General features: G+C 74.1%; 13 protein-coding genes and 1 riboswitch. Of the genes, 3 read left to right on the top strand and 10 right to left on the bottom strand.

Translation table 11 applies throughout. The features are described from left to right. Positions 1-5: 5 nt before the first annotated feature. Positions 6-602, bottom strand: coding sequence for a hypothetical protein (locus ACIBEA_RS04650; RefSeq protein WP_399257955.1), 597 nt, complete (start codon positions 600-602; stop codon positions 6-8). 288 nt (positions 603-890) lie between these two features. Continuing rightward, positions 891-2,393, bottom strand: coding sequence for a fatty acyl-CoA synthetase (locus ACIBEA_RS04655; protein ID WP_399257957.1), 1,503 nt, complete (start codon positions 2,391-2,393; stop codon positions 891-893). A 137-nt stretch (positions 2,394-2,530) separates the two neighbouring features. Here ACIBEA_RS04655 and ACIBEA_RS04660 point away from each other — a divergent pair, with 137 nt between their 5' ends. Next, complete coding sequence (locus ACIBEA_RS04660) at positions 2,531-5,008, top strand: penicillin acylase family protein (RefSeq protein ID WP_399257958.1); 2,478 nt, start codon at positions 2,531-2,533, stop codon at positions 5,006-5,008. A 60-nt stretch (positions 5,009-5,068) separates the two neighbouring features. Here the strand turns inward: ACIBEA_RS04660 and ACIBEA_RS04665 are convergent, their stop codons facing one another. From ACIBEA_RS04665 to ACIBEA_RS04675, 3 genes are all read right to left on the bottom strand, one after another. Then, positions 5,069-6,187: a calcium:proton antiporter gene (locus ACIBEA_RS04665; protein ID WP_399257960.1), complete on the bottom strand. Its 1,119-nt coding sequence runs from the start codon at positions 6,185-6,187 to the stop codon at positions 5,069-5,071. A 119-nt stretch (positions 6,188-6,306) separates the two neighbouring features. Further along, on the bottom strand, positions 6,307-7,878 hold the full coding sequence (locus tag ACIBEA_RS04670) for an acyl-CoA synthetase (RefSeq protein WP_399257962.1): 1,572 nt from the start codon (positions 7,876-7,878) through the stop codon (positions 6,307-6,309). Continuing rightward, positions 7,875-9,011 carry a nitronate monooxygenase gene (locus ACIBEA_RS04675; protein WP_399257964.1) on the bottom strand — a complete coding sequence of 379 codons (1,137 nt, stop codon included), beginning with the start codon at positions 9,009-9,011 and terminating at the stop codon, positions 7,875-7,877. The genes ACIBEA_RS04670 and ACIBEA_RS04675 overlap by 4 nt, the downstream gene beginning before the upstream one ends. A 147-nt stretch (positions 9,012-9,158) precedes the next feature. Here ACIBEA_RS04675 and ACIBEA_RS04680 point away from each other — a divergent pair, with 147 nt between their 5' ends. Continuing rightward, positions 9,159-11,159 (top strand): serine hydrolase, encoded by a 2,001-nt coding sequence (locus tag ACIBEA_RS04680; protein ID WP_399257966.1) that lies wholly within the window; start codon positions 9,159-9,161, stop codon positions 11,157-11,159. Between the two features lie 66 nt (positions 11,160-11,225). On the opposite strand, the gene ACIBEA_RS04685 is transcribed toward ACIBEA_RS04680, so the two are convergent. Further along, entirely contained in the window at positions 11,226-11,996 is a 771-nt protein-coding gene (locus tag ACIBEA_RS04685) for a hypothetical protein (RefSeq protein ID WP_399257968.1), read from the bottom strand. 185 nt (positions 11,997-12,181) lie between these two features. Here ACIBEA_RS04685 and ACIBEA_RS04690 point away from each other — a divergent pair, with 185 nt between their 5' ends. Continuing rightward, the gene (locus ACIBEA_RS04690) at positions 12,182-12,628 is read left to right on the top strand and encodes a nitroreductase family deazaflavin-dependent oxidoreductase (protein ID WP_399257970.1); all 447 of its coding nucleotides are present in this window, start codon (positions 12,182-12,184) and stop codon (positions 12,626-12,628) included. A gap of 14 nt (positions 12,629-12,642) precedes the next feature. Here the strand turns inward: ACIBEA_RS04690 and ACIBEA_RS04695 are convergent, their stop codons facing one another. The 4 genes from ACIBEA_RS04695 to metE all read right to left on the bottom strand — a co-directional run bounded on the left by ACIBEA_RS04695 (position 12,643) and on the right by metE (position 19,929). Then, positions 12,643-14,226, bottom strand: coding sequence for a phytoene desaturase family protein (locus tag ACIBEA_RS04695; protein WP_399257972.1), 1,584 nt, complete (start codon positions 14,224-14,226; stop codon positions 12,643-12,645). Further along, a complete protein-coding gene (locus ACIBEA_RS04700) occupies positions 14,223-16,454 on the bottom strand; it encodes a tetratricopeptide repeat protein (protein WP_399257974.1) in 2,232 nt (743 codons plus the stop codon). Before ACIBEA_RS04700 ends, ACIBEA_RS04695 begins: the two co-directional genes overlap by 4 nt. After that, positions 16,436-17,464 (bottom strand): oxygenase MpaB family protein, encoded by a 1,029-nt coding sequence (locus tag ACIBEA_RS04705; RefSeq protein ID WP_399257975.1) that lies wholly within the window; start codon positions 17,462-17,464, stop codon positions 16,436-16,438. Before ACIBEA_RS04705 ends, ACIBEA_RS04700 begins: the two co-directional genes overlap by 19 nt. A gap of 101 nt (positions 17,465-17,565) precedes the next feature. Then, positions 17,566-19,929, bottom strand: coding sequence for a 5-methyltetrahydropteroyltriglutamate--homocysteine S-methyltransferase (gene metE, locus ACIBEA_RS04710; RefSeq protein WP_399257977.1), 2,364 nt, complete (start codon positions 19,927-19,929; stop codon positions 17,566-17,568). A 195-nt stretch (positions 19,930-20,124) separates the two neighbouring features. Beyond that, a riboswitch (cobalamin riboswitch) is annotated at positions 20,125-20,348 on the bottom strand. Positions 20,349-20,531 lie beyond the last annotated feature (183 nt).

Here is a 20,531-nt window from a genome sequence, read left to right on the forward strand (position 1 = left end):
GCCGGTCAGAAGATGCTGGAGCCTCCGGCCCCACCACCGCCGCCGATGCCACCGAAGATCCCGCCGTGGCCGCCCTTGCCGCCCTTGCCGCCGCCGCCGCCCTGGAAGACGCCGTTGCCGCCGTGGCCGCCCTTGCCGCCGTTGCCGCCCACGAGGACGCCGTCGCCGCCACCGCCACCGTTGCCGGCGGTGCCGCCGAACAGACCGCCACCGCCGTCGCCGCCCTTGCCGCCGTTGCCGCCGATGACGCCTTCGCCGCCGCCACCACCGCCACCGCCGCCGCCACCGGAGAGGACACCTTCTCCGCCCTTGCCGCCGTTGCCGCCGGCGCCGCCGACGCCGGTGACGCTGCCGCCACCGGACCCGCCGGAGCCGCCGCCCCCGCCGATGAGGCCCCCGCCGCCTTCACCGCCGTCACCTCCGGCGCCTCCGGCTGCCGGAAGGGCGGTGGCCACGTGGGCGGGCATCGGGGCCGCCGACGCCATCGAGGCCGGAATGAGGACTCCTCCCGAAATCATGGCCGCCGAGGCGAACAGCGTCGCCAGTCGGAATCCGCGGCGGTTGGTACGGACAACGTTGTTGGTGCGCGTCTTACGGTTCATGGCCTTCTCCTCAGGAACATCGGGGGTTCTGGTGTCCCGGGGATCCGGGATCCTGCGGTTCTTCGCCTTGTTCGCTTTCCGGCTTGGCCCGCATCACCAGTAAGCCCGAGCGCCACACCAGGGTCACGTTCCGGACATTCGGGACTTGACGGACCTCACGCCTCCAGGTAAAAGGCCCGCTGCCTCGGGGTAAAACGCCCCGCTGTCTCCGGGTGAAAGGCCCGGCCGGGCATGCGGCGGCCCCCGCACCGCGGCGTTCCGCGGCGCGGGGGCCCGGGGCTCCGGTCCCTACTTCCCCGTGCGGTAGCGGTCCCGGAGCTCGCGCTTGAGGATCTTGCCGCTGGCGTTGCGGGGCAGGGCGTCCACGAAGAGGATCCGCTTCGGCGCCTTGAAGTGGGCGAGCTTCTCCCGGGCGTACGCCATCAGCTCCGCCTCGGTCACCGCCCCGCGCGGCACCACCACGGCCGTGACCGCCTCGATCCAGCGGTCGTCGGGCAGCCCGACCACCGCCGCCTCCGCCACCCCCGGGTGGGTGTAGAGCGCGTCCTCGACCTGGCGGGAGGCGACCAGCACCCCGCCGGAGTTGATCACGTCCTTCATCCGGTCGACCACCGTGAAGTAGCCCTCGGCGTCGCGCACCGCGAGGTCGCCCGAGCGGAACCAGCCGTCCCGGAAGGCCCGCGCCGTCGCCTCCGGGTCGTTCCAGTAGCCCAGGCAGAGCTGCGGGGACCGGTAGACCACCTCGCCGGCCGTGCCGTCGGGCACCGGCGCGCCGTCCTCGTCGACCACCCGGGCTTCGACGTGGCGCACCGGACGCCCGCAGGAGTCCATCCGGCCCTCGTGCTCGGTCGGCCCCAGGACGGTCGCCAGCGGGCCGATCTCGCTCTGCCCGAAGCAGTTGTAGAACCCGAGCCCGGGCAGTCGCGCGAGCAGCCGTTCCAGGACGGGCACCGGCATGATCGAGGCGCCGTAGTACGCCTTGCGCAGCCCGCCCAGCTCGCGGGTGGCGAACTCGGGGTGGTCGGCCAGGGCGATCCACACCGTGGGCGGGGCGAAGAGGCTGTCCGCCCCGCCCGCCTCCACCCGGTCGAAGATCTCTTCCGCGACGGGTGCGTCGAGCACCGTGTTCTCGGCCCCGACCGCGAGGTAGGGCAGCAGGAAGACGTGCATCTGCGCCGAGTGGTAGAGCGGCAGCGAGTGCAGCGGCCGGTCGTCCGCGGTCAGGTCCAGCGCCTCGATCGCGCTCTCGTACTCGTGGCACAGCGCCGCGTGGGTCATCATCGCGCCCTTCGGCAGCGCGGTGGTGCCGGAGGTGTACAGCAGCTGGACCACGTCCTGCGGATCACCGCCGCCCTCGTACGGGGCCTGCCCGGCCAGCGCCGCCAGGAAGGACCCGGGGGCGTCGCGCAGCGCCCGGACCGGACGCCCGTCCGGTACCCGCGGGGCGAGGTCCGGGTCGGCCAGCACCAGCGCGCTCGCGGAGTCGTCCAGGATGTGCGCGAGGTCCTCGCCGGTGAGGTTCTGGTTGACCGGGACGTGCACCAGCCCGGCCCGGGCGCAGCCGAGGAAGGCGATCAGGTAGGCGTCGCAGTTGTGGGCGAAGGTGGCCACCCGGTCGCCGGGCCGCAGGCCGTAGCCGTCGGTCAGTACGGCGGCCGCTGCGGAGACCGCCCGGTCGAGCGCGCGGTAGGTCCACTCCCGCGTCCGATAGCGGACCGCGACCCGCTCGGGCAGGCGCAGCGCGGTGTCGCGCAGGAGCCCGTCGACGGTGTTGTGCCGCACCTGCGTCATGGAGCCATCCTCATCTCATCCTGGAACACGGATTGTTGACAGATCATCAGCTTGCCTGCATGAGTGTGGGGGCACGGCAAGCGCACCACCGGTTTCACGCGTAACCGCAGTCATTCGAAGGCTACTTGGGAGGCACGTTGCGTTTCCGCACCCGCCCCGCACTTCGCCGGATCGCCCTCACCGGCGCCGCGCTGCTCGCGGCGGCCGCCGCGGTCCCTCCGGCCGCGGCCTCGGCCGCCGCCGACGCGGGGGCCGCCCGGGCCCCGTCCGGGGGCGGTCTGTCCGCCCTCGTCCGCTACACGGAGAACGGCGTCCCGCACATCCTCGCCAAGGACTACGCCGACCTCGGCTTCGGCACCGGCTGGGCACAGGCCGCGGACCAGGTCTGCGTGCTGGCCGACGGGTTCCTGACGGTGTCCGGCGAGCGTTCGCGCTGGTTCGGGCCCGACGCGGCCCCCGACGGCTCCCTCTCCTCCGCCGTCGGGAACCTCTCCAGCGACCTGTACTTCAAGGGCGTCCGGCAGACGGGCACGGTCGAGAAGCTGCTGGCCACGCCCGCGCCCGCCGGGCCCGGGAAGGACGTCAAGGAGCTGATGCGCGGCTGGGCCGCCGGGTACAACGCCTGGCTGGCGCAGAACAAGATCACGGATCCGGCCTGCAAGGGGGCCGCCTGGGTGCGGCCCGTGACGGCTGTCGACGTGGCGGCCCGGGGGTACGCCGTCGCGGTGCTCGGCGGCCAGGGGCGCGGGATCGACGGGATCACCGCGGCGCAGCCGCCCGCCGCCGCTCCGGGCGCGGGGGCCCGTACGGGCGCGGGAGCCACGAGCGCGCCGGCGCCCGGTGGCGGGATCGACCCGGCGGCCGCGGCGGAGGCGGCCCGGCAGTTCTTCGACACCTCGCGCTACGACATGGGTTCCAACGCGGTGGCCTTCGCGGGGTCGGCCACGGCGAGCGGCAGCGGCCTGCTGCTCGGCAACCCGCACTATCCCTGGCAGGGCGGCCGCCGGTTCTGGCAGTCGCAGCAGACCATCCCCGGCGAGCTGAACGTCTCCGGCGGTTCCCTGCTCGGCACCGTCGTCGTCAACATCGGCTTCAACGACAAGGTCGCCTGGAGCCACACCGTGGCGACCGGTACCCCGGTCAACCTGCACCAGCTCGCGCTGGACCCGGCGGACCCGACCGCCTACGTGGTCGACGGCGTGTCCGAGAAGATGGTGCCCCGGACCGTCAGCGTCCCGGTCAAGGGGGGCGCACCGGTCGGCCGCACCCAGTGGTGGACCCGCTTCGGCCCGGTCGTCACCTCCCTCGGGGCGGGCCTGCCGCTGCCCTGGTCCGCGACCACCGCCTATGCGCTGAACGACCCGAACGCCGTGAACCTGCGGGCCTTCGACACCGCCCTCGCGATGGGCAAGGCCCGCTCGGTGGCCGGGATCCAGGACGCCCAACGGCGCACGCAGGGGCTGCCCTGGGTCAACACGCTGGCCGCCGATGCGGCGGGTGCGACCCTCTTCGCCCAGTCCCAGATCGTGCCCCGGATCACGGACGAGCTGGCGGCCCGCTGCTCCACCCCACTGGGCCGGGCGACCTACCCGTCGGCCGGTCTCGCGGTGCTGGACGGCTCGCGCGGCGACTGCGCCCTGGGGTCGGACCCGGACGCGGTGCAGCCGGGGGTGTTCGGCCCGGCGAAGGCGCCGACCCTGCGGGACGCGGTGTACGCCGAGAACTCCAACGACAGTGCCTGGCTGGCGAACGCGGAGCATCCGCTCACCGGCTACGAGCGGGTGTGGGGCAACACCGGTACGCCCCGGTCGCTGCGCACGCGCGGCGCGCTGGAGGACGTGTCGGCGATGGCGGCCAAGGGCGCCCTGACGGTGGCGGACCTCCAGGCCCAGCAGTTCGCGAACCGGGTTCCGGCCGGTGACCTGGCGGCCGCCGACGCGGCGCACGCCTGTGCGGCCCTGCCGGGCGGTACGGCGACCGCGAGCGACGGCTCGGCGGTGGACGTCTCGGCGGCCTGCCCGGTGCTGGCGCGCTGGGACCGTACGGCCGAGACGGCCAGCCGGGGCGCGCTGCTCTTCGACCGGTTCTGGCGGCGGCTGACGGCGACGACGACGGCGAAGGACCTGTGGCAGGTGCCGTTCTCGGCGGCCGACCCGGTCCGCACGCCCCGCACCCTGAACCGGTCGGCGCCCGGTATCGGGCGGGCCCTGGCGGACACGGTCGCGGAGCTGAAGGCGGCGGGCATCGCACTGGACGCGCCGCTCGGCGAGAACCAGTTCGTGGTGCGCGACGGCCGGCGGATCCCGGTCGGCGGCGGCACCGAGGCGCTCGGGGTGTGGGACAAGGTGGAGGCCGTGTGGAACGCGGCCGGTGGCGGCTACACGGAGGTGGTGCACGGTTCGAGCCACATCCAGGCGGTCGGCTGGGACGGCAGCCGCTGCCCCGTGGCCCGCACGCTGCTGTCGTACAGCCAGTCCTCGAACCCGAACTCGCCGTACTACGCCGACCAGACCCGGCTGTTCTCCGGTGAGCGCTGGGTGACCTCGCGGTACTGCGAGAAGGACATCCTCACCTCGCCCGCCCTGCGCGTGGTCTGGCCGCGCGAGCGCCGCTGAGGGGCCGGTGGTGCGTGCGCCGGTCCTCGCGGGTCGGCGCACGCACCACCGGGGCACGCTTCAGGGACTGACCGCGAGGAACAGGTAGGAGGCCAGCAGGACCAGGTGCACCCCGCCCTGGAGCAGGGTCGCGCGGCCCGGCACGATGGTCAGGGCGCTGACCACGACGGTGAGGGCGAGCAGCACCATGTGGATCGGGCCGAGTCCCAGCAGCAACGGTCCGGTGAGCCAGACCGAGGCGAGGGCGATGGACGGGATGGTCAGGCCGATGCTCGCGATGGCGGAGCCGTAGGCGAGGTTGAGGCTGGTCTGGACGCGGTCGCGGCGGGCCGCGCGGACGGCGGCGAGGGTTTCGGGCGCGAGCACGAGCAGCGCGATGATCACACCGACGACGGCGTGCGGCAGACCGGCCTTCGCGACGCCCGACTCGATGGTGGGCGAGACGGCCTTGGCGTTCCCGACGACGGCGACGAGGGCGACCAGCAACAGGCCGACGCTGATCAGCGCGGCCCGGGCGGTCGGCGGCTCCGCGTGCTCCTCTTCTTCCCCGGCCGCCTCGCGGCGCTTCTTCGCGGCGGTGTCCACGGGCAGGAAGTAGTCGCGGTGACGGACCGTCTGGACCGCAATGAACAGTCCGTAGAGGGCCAGTGAGGCGACGGCGGCGAAGGCGAGCTGCGCGGTGGAGAACTCGGGGCCCGGCTTGCTCGTGGTGAAGGTCGGGATGACCAGGCTGAGGACGGCGAGGGTGGCGACGGTGGCGAGCGCCGCGCCGGAGCCCTCGGCGTTGAAGACGGCGACCCGGTTGCGCAGGGCGCCGACCAGCAGCGAGAGCCCGACGATGCCGTTGCAGGTGATCATGACCGCGGCGAAGACGGTGTCGCGCGCGAGGGAGGACGTCCCCTCCCCGCCGTCGGCCATCAGCGTGACGATGAGGGCCACTTCGATGACGGTGACGGCGACGGCGAGGACGAGGGAGCCGAAGGGCTCGCCGACCCGGTGCGCGACCACCTCGGCGTGGTGGACGGCGGCCAGGACCGCGCCCCCGAGGCACAGGGCGACGAGCGCCACCGCGAACGAGGGCAGGTCGCGCCCCCAGCTGAGGGCGAGCGCGACGAGCGCCACCACGGGGACCACCAGGGTCCAGTCGGTCAGGGGGGACGTGCGGGTTGCCGTACTCATACGGCCACGCTGCCAGAACTGCCGCCGCGGTGCGGCGCAAGGCGCGCCGCCGGAGCCCTGACGTGGAACATCTCACAAAATGTCAGGGCCTTTCGGGCAACCGGCCCGCGCGTCGCCTCTCACACGGCGCGCTCGCGCCCCTCCCAGTACGGATCGCGCAGCCGCCGCTTGTAGAGCTTGCCGTTGGGGTCGCGGGGCATGGTCCCGATGAAGTCCACGGTCCTGGGCCGTTTGAACCCGGCCAACTGCTGCTCGCAGTGCGCCAGGATCTCGGCGGCCAGCGCCTCGCCCGGCTCGTGGCCCTCCGCGGCCTCGATGACCGCCTTGACCTCCTCGCCCCAGTCCCCGCTCGGGATGCCGAAGGCGGCGGCGTCGGCGACGGCCGGGTGGGTGAGCAGGGCGGACTCGATCTCGGCCGGGTAGATGTTGACCCCGCCCGAGATGATCATGTCGATCTTGCGGTCGCGGAGGAAGAGGTAGCCCTCCTCGTCCATCAGGCCGAGGTCGCCGACGGTGAAGAAGTCCCCGATCCGGTTCTTCCGCGTCTTGCCCTCGTCCTTGTGGTAGCTGAAGCCGCCGGTGCTCATCTTCATGTAGACGGTGCCGAGTTCCCCGGCGGGCAGCCGGTTGCCGTCGTCGTCGAAGACCGCCAGCTCACTGATGGGCCATGCCTTGCCGACCGTACCGGGCTTCTTCAGCCAGTCCTCCGCGGTGGCGAAGGCGCCGCCGCCCTCGCTGGCCGCGTAGTACTCCTCCACGCAGCTCCCCCACCACTCGATCATCGCCCGCTTGACGTGGTCGGGGCAGGGCGCGGCGCCGTGGATGGCGTGGCGCATCGAGGTGACGTCGTAGCCGTCCTTGACCTCCTGCGGGAGCGCGAGCAGGCGGTGGAACTGGGTGGGCACCATGTGGGTGTGCGTGGCGCCGTGTGCGTCGATCAGCCGCAGCATCTCGGCGGGCGTCCATTTGTCCATGAGCACCAGCGGGTGGCCGATGTGCAGGGAGGCGCCCGCGAATTGGAGCACGGCCGTGTGGTAGAGCGGCGAGCAGACCAGGTGGACGTTCCCGTCGAAGGGGCGGATGCCGAAGATGCCGAGGAACCCGCCGAGGTAGGTCTCCTCCGGGAGCTTGCCGGGCAGTGGGCGGCGGATGCCGCGCGGGCGGCCGGTGGTGCCGGAGGTGTAGTTCATGACCCAGCCGAGGGTCCGGTCGGCGGGCGGCGCGTCGCTCTGCCCGTCGAGGAGTTCGGCGTACGGGCGGAAGCCGTCCACGGCTCCGATGGCGTAGCGGTGGCTCGCGGGCAGGCCCGCCTCGTCGGCCGCGTCGGTGGCGGCCCCGGCGAAACGCTCGTGGGCGATGAGCACCTTGGCGCCGGAGTCGGAGACGATCCAGGCGATCTCGGGGCCGACCAGGTGGTGGTTGACCGGAACGAGGTAGAAGCCGGCCTGGGAGGCGGCGAGGTAGGCGGTGAAGAACTCGACCCCGTTGGGCAGGACCACGGCGAAGACGTCACCGCGCTCCAGACCGGCCGCGCGCAGGCCGTGGACCAGCCGGTTGACGTCGGCGTGCAGGCGCGCGGCCGTCCACTCCTCGCCCTCGGGGGTGACGAGCACGACGCGGTCGGGTTCGGCGCTCGCCTGGGCCCAGAAGCCGTTGGGGCCCTGGGCGGGGGTGCTGGGGGGCGGGGTCATGACGGGAGCTCCTCCTTGCGGACCGGCCCGGACCGGCCCGCGATGCGGGTGATGCGGTCGATGGCGCGTTCGAAGCCCCGGGTGAGGTCGTCGAAGACGGCCTGGACGCTGCGCTCACTGTTCATCCGGCCGACGATCTGGCCGACGGGGGTGCCCAGCAGCGGCTGGACCTCGTACTTCTGGATGCGGGAGACCGCTTCGGCGACGAGCAGGCCCTGGAGCGGCATGGGGAGCGCGCCGGGACCGGCCGGGTCGTCCCAGGCGTCGGTCCACTCGGTGCGCAGTTGGCGGGCGGGTTTGCCGGTCAGGGCGCGGGAGCGGACGGTGTCGCCGGAGCCGGCGGCGAGCAGCTTCTCGGTGAGCGCGCGGGAGTGCAGGTCCGCCTCGGTGGTGGTGAGCCAGAGCGATCCGAGCCAGGCCCCCTGCGCGCCGAGGGCGAGTCCGGCGGCGATCTGTTCGCCGCTGCCGATGCCGCCCGCGGCGAGGACCGGGAGCGGGGCGACGGCCTCGACGATCTCGGGCACGAGGACCATCGTGGCGATGTCGCCGGTGTGGCCGCCGGCCTCGTAGCCCTGGGCGACGACGATGTCGATGCCCGCCTCGGCGTGGCGGCGGGCGTGCGTGGCGGTCCCGGCGAGGGCGGCGACGAGGACCCCGTGGTCGTGGGCGCGCCGGATGACGTCGGCGGGCGGGGAACCGAGGGCGTTGGCGAGGAGCTTGATCGGGTACTCGAAGGCCACGTCGAGCTGGTTGCGGGCGACCTGTTCCATCCAGCCGGTGATCCGCCAGCCGGAGGCCTCGCCGTCGGCGAGTTCGGGGACCTGGTGCTTGGCGAGGGTCTCGCGGACGAACTCCCGGTGCCCGGCGGGGATCATCGCCTCGATGTCGGCCTCGGAGATCCCGTCCACGGCCTTCTTGGCGGGCATGACGACGTCGAGGCCGTAGGGCTTGCCGTCGGTGTGCTCCTGCATCCAGTCGAGGTCGCGCCTCAGGTCGTCCGGGGCGGTGTACCGGACCGCGCCGAGGACGCCGAAGCCGCCCGCGCGGGTGATGGCCGCGGCGACCGCCGGGAAGGGCGTGAAGCCGAAGATGGCGTGTTCGACTCCGAGTTTCTTGCTCAGCTCCGTCTCCATGGGCGGCAGGATGCCGCAGGGCGCGGCGCGAGGGAAGAGATTTTCTGATGCTGTGTCAGATTCTTTGCGGGCCGGTCGTGACGGGGTCGGTGGGGTGTGCGGGCAGATACTGGGTGGCGCGCAGGGCAGCGGACAGGAGGGCCGGTCATGAGCCAGGACACGGGGGTCGTCGGGGGCGCGGCGGTCGGGGGCGGGGAGGACGGGCCGGACGGCGAACGGCCCGCGCAGGTCCCGAAGCCCGCGCAGGTCCCGAAGCCCGCGGAGGTCCCAAAGTCCGTCGCGGCGGCGGCGAGTCGGCGCGGCGGGCCGGCCGACGGGCCGACCCGCAGACGGCTCGGGGCGCGCCTGCTCGCGCTGGGCGGGGTGCTGCTGGTGCACGCGGCGCTGCCCGGGGGCCCGGCCGGGGCGGCCGGTCGGGGCGCCCGGGGTGCGGACGGCACGGGGGCGGGCTCCGGCGCCGGCGGGAACCCGGTGGAGCGGCGGGCCCTGCAAGGGCTGCGCCTGCGCTACGGCTCCGCCCGCCAGGCAGGACTTCTGGAGCGGCACCTGGAGGCGACGGCGGACGAGGCCCGGCGCTTCCTCGGCCCCTCCCCCGAACACCCCTACTACGCGGGGGCCGTGGTGCTCGCCGGGCGCGGTCGTACCGTGGCCCTGCACCGGGCGATGGGCGACGCGGTCCGGTACGCGGACTACGACGGCCGGACCGACCGGGCCCTGGAGTTCCCCGCCGCGGAACGGATCGCGATGAGCGAGGACACGGTCTTCGACCTGGCCTCGCTGAGCAAGCTGTTCACCTCGGTGCTGGCCGTGCAGCAGATGGAGCGGGGGCGGCTGGAGCTCGAAGCCCCCGCGGTGCGCTATCTGCCGGAGTTCACCGGCGGCGGCAAGGAGGCGATCACGGTCCGCCAGCTGCTGACCCACACGTCGGGGCTGCGGTCGTGGGCGCCGTTCTACCAGGAGCCCACGCGGGCGGGGCAGCTGAGGCTGCTGTGGTCGGTGCGGCCGCAGGACACGCCCGGAACCGTGTACCGGTACTCGGACCTGAATCTGATCGCGCTACAACTGCTCCTGGAACGGATCACCAGTCGCACCCTGGACGTCCTGCTCCGCGACGAGATCACCATTCCGCTCGGGATGCACCGCACGCGGTTCAATCCCCCGCTCTCGTGGCGCCGGGTGACCGCCGCCACCGAGGTCCAGCGCCCGCCCTGGTCGGGGCTGGACCGGGGGCTGGTGTGGGGCGAGGTGCACGACGAGAACGCCCACGCGCTCGGCGGGGTGGCCGGGCACGCGGGGGTCTTCGGCACCGCCTGGGACCTGGCCGTCCTCGCCCGCACCCTGCTCGACGGCGGCGCGTACGCCGGGAAGCGGATCCTGCGCCCCGCCTCCGTCGAACTGCTCTTCACCGACTTCAACACCGCTTTCCCGGGCGACGACCACGGCCTCGGCTTCGAGCTCTACCAGCACTGGTACATGGGCGCCATGGCCACGCCCCACTCCGCCGGGCACACCGGCTTCACCGGCACCTCGCTGGTCCTGGACCCCTCCACGGACTCGTTCCTGATCCTGCTGGGCAACTCGGTGCACCCCGTACGGACCTGGCGGGCGGGTAGCGCGCCCCGGGTGGCGGTCGGCAACGCCTTCGCCCGGGCGGTCCCCGTCCGCACCCGGCACGGCGGCCCCGCGTGGTTCTCCGGGACCACCCCCGCCGCCTCGGGCACGCTCGTCCTGCCTCCGCTCACGCCCGCCACGACGCAGGCGCGGCTGCGGTGCGCGGTGTGGTGGGACACGGTCCCCGGCGGCGGCGGCTTCTTCGTCGAGGCGTCGCCCGGCCCGGACGGCCCCTGGCAGCCGGTGCCGTTCAGCACGGTGCGCGCCACGGGAGGCAGCCCCGAGCAGTGGCCGCACGGCACGGTCACGGGCTGGTCGGGCCGCATCTGGCACCGTCTGGAGGCCCCCCTGGCCGACTGGGCCGGTCGTGAGGTCCACCTGCGCCTGAGCCACGAGGCCACCGGGCGCTACGTCGGGCGCGGGGTGTACGTCGACGTCATCCGCGTGTCCGAACGCGCGCGCCTGCTCTTCGCCGAGGACCGCCCGGACGACGCGGCCCGGCTCGTGGCCACGGGCTGGACCCCCTCCTCGGACTGAGGCGCCGGACAGGGGCGGGGCCGCGGGGCGGGGGGCCGACGAGCGAGGAGCTGTACGGCTCCCCGCTCAGCCGCGCGCGTAGGAACCGAGGCCGACGAGGCAGTAGACGTACTGGTTGAGGGTGATCGCCCCGCGGGAGTAGGTGTAGGAGAAGCCGTACTCGGTCCTGGGGTTGGCCTTGCAGCGCGTCATGTCGGAGGTGCCCGGGAAGCTCTCGATCACCTTGTAGTGGGCGTCCGACGCGGAACAGGGCACTTCGCGGACGTTGTCCACGCGCTGCGCGGTCGTGGAGTCCGGGAGCTTGCCGTTGAGGCAGGTGCCCCGGTCGAAGGGGGTCGGCGCCGCCTCGGGGGTCGGGAAGACGGGGGCGGGGGCGGTGCCCACCGGGGTGTCCACCGGCGGCGGGGCCGCGGTGGGCGACCAGGCGGTGTAGGAGGGCGCGGGCTCGGGGGCGTACGTACCGGTGGAGGTGGAGGTGGAGGTCGGGGAGGACGACGCGGTGTCGTCGCTGTCGTCACCGCTGTCCGCCACCACCAGCCCGATGACCACGGCGGCGATCATGCCGGTCAGCACCAGCCAGCCCCGTGCCCCCGAGCGGCGCGCCGGTGCGGGCATCCCCGGCCACGCGTCCGCGCCCGGCCCCGGGACGGGGGTCACCTTGATGCGCAGCAACACCTCGGTCTCGCCGAGCCGGGCCCGTACGAGGTCGCCGTCCCGGCTCGGCGGTATCCGGAGCCGGGCGTTGCCCAGGCCCCGGGGCGCGGGGATGATCACCCCGTGCACGGCCTGCTGCGGGGTGATCGTGATGACGATCTCTTGTGACTCCTGCGAGGACACCGACGGCTCCTGGAAGTGTGGTGGTGCGGGCGTGCCCTGACGGACCCCCAGGAATTGTGCCCGCCGCACGTCCGAGGACGCAGGCGTTCCGCCCGAAGCGCCGGGGCATAACGCCGCATCCCTGAATGTTATTGATCGTTGAGGGTTCAACACCGGCAACTTCGATACCTGGAGGCGGACCGCACATGACCGACATCGACTGGGACCACCCGACCGACCCCAAGCCCGGTTGGCAACTGGACCACGTCAAGCAGTACGTCGGGTCCGGTGGAGCCGAAGGACGGCTCTGGAACGGCACCCAGACCCTGCTCCTGACCACCCTTGGGCGCAAGAGCGGCAACCCCGTGCGGACCCCGCTCATCTACGGCGAGAAGGACGGGCGGTACTTCATCGTCGCCTCCAAGGGCGGCGCCCCCGAGCACCCGCTCTGGTACCGGAACCTCTCCGAGCACCCCGAGGTCCGCATCCAGGTCGGACCCGAGGTCCTCCAGGGCACGGCCCGCACGGCCGACCCCGCGGAGCGCGCCGAGGCCTGGCCCCTGATGGTCGGGCACTGGCCCGCCTACGACGACTACCAGACCAAGACCGACCGCGAGATCCCGATCGTGGTGATCGAGCCGGTCGGCGCGTAACGCGAGGGGCCGGGTCAGCGGCCCAGGACCGCCATGGCCGCATTGTGCCCCGGCACCCCGCTGACCCCGCCGCCGCGCGCCGCGCCCGCCCCGCACAGGAGCACGTCGGGGTGCCGGGTCTCCACGCCCCAACGCCCGGCACCCGGCTCGGCGAAGGGCCAGGACAGGTCCCGGTGGAAGATGTGCCCGCCGGGCAGGCGCAGTTCGCGTTCCAGGTCGAGCGGGGTCTTCGCCTCGACGCAGGGGCGGCCGTCGGCGTCGACGGCCAGGCAGTCCGCGAGCGGTTCGGCCAGGTGCGCGTCCAACTGCGCCAGCGTCGCGGCGAGCAGGACCTCCCGGGCGCCGGCGTTGTCCTTCTCGAACAGCCGGGCCGGGGCGTGCAGTCCGAACAGCGTGAGCGTCTGGTAGCCGCGCCCTACCAGGTCCGCGCCGAGGATCGAGGCGTCGGTCAGCGAGTGGCAGTAGATCTCCGAGGGCGGTGCGGAGGGCAGCTCTCCGGCGGCCGCCTCCCGGTGGGCGCGCGCCAGCTGCTCGTAGCCCTCCGCGATGTGGAAGGTGCCGGCGAAGGCCTCGCGCGGGTCCACCGAGGAGTCGCGCAGCCGGGGCAGCCTGCGCAGCAGCATGTTGACCTTGAGCTGCGCGCCCTCGGGGGCGTCCGGGGCGGCCTCACCGAGCAGCCGGGCCAGGTCCTGCGGGGAGGCGTTGACCAGTACCTTGCGGGCACCGACCCGGCCTTCGCCGCGGTCGGTCCGGTACGTGACCTCCACGGGCCCGCTCGGCTCCGTCCCGGATCCGGGGTCGACGTCGATGCGCACCGCCTCGTGCCCGGTGACGATCCGCGCGCCGGCGGCGCGGGCGGCGTCCGCGAGCGCGTCGGTCAGCGCGCCCATGCCGCCGACCGGCACGTCCCAGTCGCCCGTGCCGCCGCCGATCACGTGGTAGAGGAAGCAGCGGTTCTGGGCGAGCGAGGGGTCGTGGGCGTCGGCGAAGGTGCCGATCAGACCGTCCGTGAGCACCACGCCGCGCACCAGGTCGTCGGCGAACCGGTCCTCGACCGCGCGTCCCAGCGGTTCCTCGAACAGCATCCGCCAGGCGCTCTCGTCGTCGATCCGGTCGCGCAGCGCCGCCCGGGTCGGCAGCGGTTCGGTGAGGGTGGGGAAGACCTTGCGGGCGAGGCGGGCGGTCGTCGCGTAGAAGGCCCGCCAGTTCTCGTACTCCCGATCCGAGCCGGTGAGTCGGGCGAAGGACTCCCGGGTCCGGTCCTCCCCGCCGCCGACGAGCAGTCCGCCCGGGCGGCCGGCGCGCTCGGTGGGGGTGTACGAGGACACCGTGCGCTTGCGGACGGCGAACTCCAGCCCCAGCTCCCGCACGATCTTGTCCGGCAGCAGCGACACCAGATACGAGTACCGCGACAGCCGGGCGTCGACCCCCGCGAAGGGGCGGGTGGAGACGGCGGCGCCACCGGTGTGGCCGAGCCGCTCCAGGACGAGGACCGATCGCCCCGCGCGCGCCAGGTAGGCGGCGGCCACCAGGCCGTTGTGCCCACCACCCACGATCACCGCGTCGTACACGCCCTGGAACCGCTGCTCCTTGGTCATGGCTCTTGGTAGCACACCTGCCCGAGCCGCTCCAGGCAGTGGGCCTCGTCCGCGTGCGCCGCGACCGTGTCCGGGTGGTCGGCGCCGAGCACGCGTTCGCGGGCCCCGGCCACCTCCTGGTAGACGGGCAGCGCCTCGTCCCAGCGGCCGAGCCGCCCCAGGCCCACCGCGACCTCGCGGCGGCTGACCAGCGTGTCGGGGTGGTCGGGGCCGAGCGTCCGGGCCCGCAGCGCGGCCACCTGGCGGGCTTCGGCGACCGCCTCGGCCCAGCGCCCGAGGCGGCCGAGGTTGACGCCGACGACGTGGCGGGCGCGCAGGGTCTCGGGGTCGGCGGCGCCGTAACCGCGGGTGCGGTCGCGCGCGAGCGAGCGGAAGAGGTCCAGCGCCTCGGGGGTGCGGCCGAGCCGCCCGAGGCCGATGCCGACCTCGTAGCGGGCCGCGAGCGTGTCGGGGTGGTCGCGGCCCAGGGTCCGCTCGCGGGCCGCGGCGACCTCGCGGTAGGCGGCGAGGGCCTCTTGCCAGCGGCCGAGCTGTCCGAGGGCGTAGCCGACCTCGTAGCGGGTGAGCAGGGTGTCCTCGTGGTCCGGGCCGAGCACCCGGGCCCGGGCGGTGGCCACGTCCTCGGCGGTGCGGTGCGCGTCGGCGAGCCGGCCGAGCCGGCTCAGGCTGAAGGCCAGGTTGTGGCGGCAGCGCAGGGTGTCCGGGTGGTCCGCGCCGATGGTCCGCTCGCGGGCGGCGAGCACCGCGAGGTAGACCTCGTGCGCCTGCTGGTATCGCCCGAGCTGGCCCAGGACGTACGCCGTCTCCTGGCGGGCGGCGAGGGTGTCGGCGTGGTCGGGGCCGAGGGTGCGGGCCCGGCCCTCGGCGACCTCGGTGTGCGCGGCCAGGGCGTCGGCCGGGCGCCCGGCCCGGCTGAGGGCGAAGGCGTGCGCGGAGACCGCGGCGAGGGTCTCGGGGTGGTCGGGTCCGAGCGGGCGGGGGCTCGGCCGGCCGTAGGCGGCCGTGAGCCGCGGGTCCGCGGCCGCGGGCGGACGTACGGCGCCCCGCACGGGCGCGCCCCGGCCGACGGTTCCGGCTCCGCGATCGGGGGCGGGTTCGTGGGCCGGTTCGTGGGCGGGGTCCGCGGCGGCCGGCGCGGGCTCCGGCTGCGGGACGGGTACCGGGAGCGGCTGGGGGGCCGACTCGCGGGTCGAGAGCGCCTCGGAGGGTTCCCGGACGGGCGCGGCGGGGCGCGGCGCCGTCCACGAACCGGTCAGCACCGCCCACGCGCCGCTCGCCGGGCGGGCCTCCAGGCCCGCCTTGCGGCCGGCGGTCATGCCGAGCGCCCACGCGGGCAGCGCGTCGCTCGCCGCGGGCGCGGCGGCGCTGCCGCGGCGGGCCTCGACGAGCCGTCGGTGCAGCCCGCGGGCGTCGGCGGGCCGGTCCTCGGGGCGCTTCGCCAGCAGGTCCAGGACCACCTGCTCGAAGTGGGCGGGGAGCTCCGGGCGGTGTTGGCGCGGGGGCACGGGAGCGGTGTCCCGGTGCCCGACCAGGACGGACCAGGAGTCGCCGAGGTCGAAGGGCGGGGCGCCGGTGGCGATCTCGTACAGGACGCAGCCGAGGGAGTAGAGGTCGCTGCGGTGGTCGACCTCGCCGCCGGCGATCTGCTCGGGCGACATGTAGTGCGGTGTGCCCATGGCCATGCCGCCGCCGGTGAGCTTGGCGGTGAAGCCGATGTCGGCGGCGAGCCGGGCGATGCCGAAGTCGCAGATCTTCACGGTGCCGTCGGTGAGCCGCATGATGTTGGCGGGCTTGAGGTCGCGGTGGACGACGCCCTGGTCGTGGGTGTAGCCGAGGGCGGCGGCGAGCTGTTCCGCGATGTCGACGACGTCGTCGACGGCCAGCGGGCGGGCGTCGTTCTCCTCCAGGAGCTGGCTGAGATTGCTCCCTTCGAGCAGCTCCATGACGAGGTAGAGGGGCCCGCCGGTGGCGCTGTCGTCCCCGAAGTCGTGGACGACGGTGACGCCCCGGTGCTGGAGCGAGGCGGCGACGCGCGCCTCGCGCCGGAAGCGCTCGCGCAGCACCTGCGTGAAGTGGGCGTCCTGCTCTGCGCCGAGTGGTTTGAGGCACTTTACTGCGACATGTCGCCCCAGCGACTCGTCGCGGGCGCGCCACACCTCACCCATGCCACCGCGACCGATCAGATCGAGCGACCTGTACCGGCCCTGGATCAGTCTGGACTCAGCCATGTCCTACTGCCGCCCCCGTTGTCGTGCGCCACCCTCCCCGGCCGGTCCAGTATGGCCGCTGAAGTGCGCAGTGCGTGCGTCGAGGGGCGGCTCCCGGGGCCCATGCGGCGCATCGCTCTCAAGATGTGACCTGGCGGCAGCTTCCAGCGCAGACCTGCGGGAATGCTGCGCAGCACGAGGCCGGTGAGGCGCAAGCGTCGGGTGACGCTGCGTGGGGCGGGAGCGGCGCGCCCGTACAGCTGGTGCGCGTACGCCGGGAGGGACCCGTAGGCCAGTCCGGCGAGCGGCCGCCACAACAGGTTTCGGCCAGGCACGAGGAGCGGGTGAACGGGCGGGCTGCGCAGGAAGTCGTCGACGGCGCGGGCGTCGGCTCCGGCCGCGAGGCGGGGGCGGACCTCGTCGAAGTACGCGGCCAGCTCCGCGGTGGTGGCCGGCACCGCGGCGGGATCGAGACCGACGAGGCGGGCGTTGGTGCGGTTCTCGTCGACGTACCGGTCGGCCTGCGCGGCGGTGAGGGGGACGCCGGAGCGGCGCAGGGTGTGCAGGAAGGAATCGATCTGCGCGCAGTGCACCCACAGCAGGAGTTCGGGATCGTCGACGGGGAAGCGGTCGCCGGTGGCGGGGTCGGCCGCGGACAGCATCCGGTGGATCCTGCGGACCCGGGCTCCGGCCGCCTCGGCGGCCTCGGTGGTGCCGTAGGTGATCGTGCCGACGAAGTCGGCGGTGCGCAGCAACCGCCCCCAGGCGTCCTGGCGGAAGTCGGAGTTGGCCATGACGCCGCGGACGGCCCGCGGGTGGAGGGCCTGGAGGTACAGGGCCCGGACCCCGGCGATCCACATGATCGGGTCGCCGTGGCACTGCCAGGTCACGGATCCGGGCCCGTACAGCCCCGGGTCGGCTCCCGCGCGGTCCGCGTCCCGGAGCCCGTCCGGCTGCGCGCGGCGCTCCCCGCCGCGCTCACCGTCACCGTCTCCGTGCACGTTCTCCCGCCCGTACGGCGCTGCGCCCATCGGTGGCCTCCCGTCGCCCGGGACCGAGCGTACCGACCGGGCGGTGCGTGCGGCACCGGACGGGGACGGTCCGCTCGGATCGTCCCCGTCCGGCCGCGCGCTCAGTCCGTGACGAGCTGCGCCCGCACCCGGTGCGCGGCCTCGACGAGGTGTTCCAGGGACGCCTTCGTCTCGGTCCAGCCGCGGGTCTTCAGCCCGCAGTCGGGGTTGACCCACAGCCGCTCGGCCGGAATGGCCCCCAGCCCCTTGCGCAGCAGCGTCGCGGCCTCGTCGGCGGAGGGGACGCGCGGCGAGTGGATGTCCCAGACGCCGGGGCCGACCTCGCGCGGGTAGCCCGCGCCGGCGAGTTCGTCGGCGACCTGCATGTGCGAGCGGGCGGCCTCCAGGCTGATCACGTCGGCGTCGAGGGCCTCGATGGCCGCGACGATGTCGCCGAACTCGGCGTAGCACATGTGGGTGTGGATCTGGGTGTCCGGCCGGACACCGCTGGTGCTGAGCCGGAAGGACTCGGTGGCCCAGGCCAGGTAGTCGGCGTGGTCGGCGGCGCGCAGCGGGAGGGTCTCGCGCAGGGCCGGCTCGTCGACCTGGATGACGGAAGTACCCGCCGTCTCCAGGTCGTTCACCTCGTCGCGCAGGGCGAGCGCGACCTGGCGGGCCGTGTCGCCGAGGGGCTGGTCGTCCCGGACGAAGGACCAGGCGAGCATGGTGACCGGGCCGGTCAGCATGCCCTTGACCGGCTTCGCCGTCTGCGCCTGCGCGTACGTGGTCCAGCGCACGGTCATCGGATCGGGGCGGGAGATGTCCCCGGCCAGGACGGGCGGCCGGACGTAGCGGGTGCCGTAGGACTGGACCCAGCCGTGCTGGGTGGCCAGGTAGCCGGTCAGCTGCTCGGCGAAGTACTGGACCATGTCGTTGCGTTCGGGTTCGCCGTGCACGAGGACGTCGATGCCGGTCTTCTCCTGGAAGGCGATCACCTCGCGGATCTCGGCCTCGATGCGGCGCTCGTAGCCGGCCTCGTCGAGCCGTCCGGCGCGCAGGTCGGCGCGGGCGGTGCGCAGTTCGGTGGTCTGTGGGAAGGAGCCGATGGTCGTCGTGGGCAGCAGGGGCAGGCCGAGGTGGGTCCGCTGGGCCGCGGCCCGCTGCGCGTAGGGCTGGGAGCGGCGCCCGTCGGCGTCGGTGACGGCCGCGGTGCGGGCGCGCACGGCCGGGTCGTGGGTGATCGGCGAGTGCGCCCGGGAGGCGAGGTCGGCGCGGTTCGCGGCGAGTTCGGCGGCGATGGAGTCCGTGCCCTGCGCGAGGCCGCGGGCCAGGACGGTGATCTCGGCGGTCTTCTGCCGGGCGAAGGCCAGCCAGCGCCGCACCTGGGGGTCGACGTCGCGCTCGGCGGTGACGTCCAGCGGGACGTGCAGGAGGGAGCAGGAGGAGGAGACGTCGACGCTGCCCGCGAGACCGAGCAGGGTGCCGAGCGTGGCGAGGGAGGCCTCGTGGTCGTTGATCCAGACGTTGCGGCCGTTGACCACGCCCGCGACCAGGCGCTTCCCGGGCAGGCCACCGACAGCGGCCAGGTCGGCGAGGTTGCCGGCGGCCCGGTCGGTGAAGTCGAGGGCGAGACCGTCGACGGGGGCCTTGGCCAGGACCGCCAGCGCCTCGCCGAGCCGGTCGAAGTACGAGGCGACGAGCAGCTTGGGGCGTTCGGCCAGCGCGCCCAGCTCTCGGTAGGTGCGGGCGGCCGCGCCCAACTCGGCCGGGGTGCGGTCCTGGACCAGGGCCGGCTCGTCGAGCTGAACCCACTGGGCGCCCGCCGCGCGCAGGTCGGCGAGCACCTCGGCGTAGACGGGCAGCAGCCGGTCGAGCAGGGTGATCGGCTGGAAGTCGTCGGGCACGCCCGGGGCGGGCTTGGCCAGCAGGAGGTAGGTGACCGGTCCGACCAGCACCGGGCGGGCGTTCAGCCCGAGCGCCAGGGCCTCCCTCAGCTCGGCGACCTGCTTGGCGGAGTCGGCGGTGAACTCGGTGTCGGGGCCCAGCTCCGGGACCAGGTAGTGGTAGTTGGTGTCGAACCACTTGGTCATCTCCAGCGGCGCCACGTCCTGGGTGCCGCGGGCCATGGCGAAGTAGCCGTCCAGCGCGTCCGCTTCGACGGCGGCGCGGTGGCGGGGCGGGACGGCGCCGACCATGACGCTGGTGTCGAGGACGTGGTCGTAGTACGAGAAGTCACCGGTGGGCACCTCGCCGATGCCCGCTTCGGCCAACTGCCGCCAGTGGGTCCGGCGCAGGGTCGCGGCGGTCTCCCGGAGGGCGTCGGCCCCGACCCGGCCCTTCCAGTAGCCCTCGACGGCCTTCTTCAGTTCCCGGTTCTGCCCCTGCCGGGGGTAGCCATGGACGGTCGCCCGTACGGCCGGGTCCGGCGCGGCCGCGGAGGTGGTGGAACGGGTGGTGGTGGAACGGGTGGTGTCCTGCGATGTCACGGAACTCTCCTTCGCGAGTACGTCTCCATGAGTCCCGGTGACGGACGCGAGGCGCGAAGGGGTGGCAGAGCGGACGGCCCGTCGCACCGCCGTGCGCGAGGCACCGGCTGCGACCGTCCGTCGTTCCCCCGGAGCAGGTCCGGGGCGCCCCCGACCGACCCGCCCACGAGGTCACCAGGAAATCCGCGCACGACCGTGCGTGCGCGGGCAACGGGCAGGTCTTCGGACTTGCGGGCGTGTCCGCCGGTCTCCCGGCAGGCTCCTAGTGGCCGTCGCTTCCCAGACCCGTACGGGTCCAGTGCGTATGACGGCGGTCGTTCCCGCTCACCGCTGCGGGGCAGTCCCGGATTCCCACCGGGTTCCCTCTTACGACGCATCCCGCCTGGCGGACGGGGCGAACCAGCTGCTGGGGGTCAGCTTAGGTCGACGCGGCGCGGTCGGGCGGATGTTGACCACATCCCGGACGGTGAGATGAGACACCCCGCGGCCGACATGCAGGGAGCGCGCGGCGGGGCACCCGGCCCCCCCCCCCCGCAGGGACGGGGCCCCCCCGGGGCAGAAACCCGGGGCCCGAACCCCCCGGGCCCACTCAAGCCCCGGGG

The sequence above is a fragment of the Streptomyces sp. NPDC051555 genome (genome assembly GCF_044454405.1).
Classification (GTDB): Bacteria; Actinomycetota; Actinomycetes; order Streptomycetales; family Streptomycetaceae; genus Streptomyces.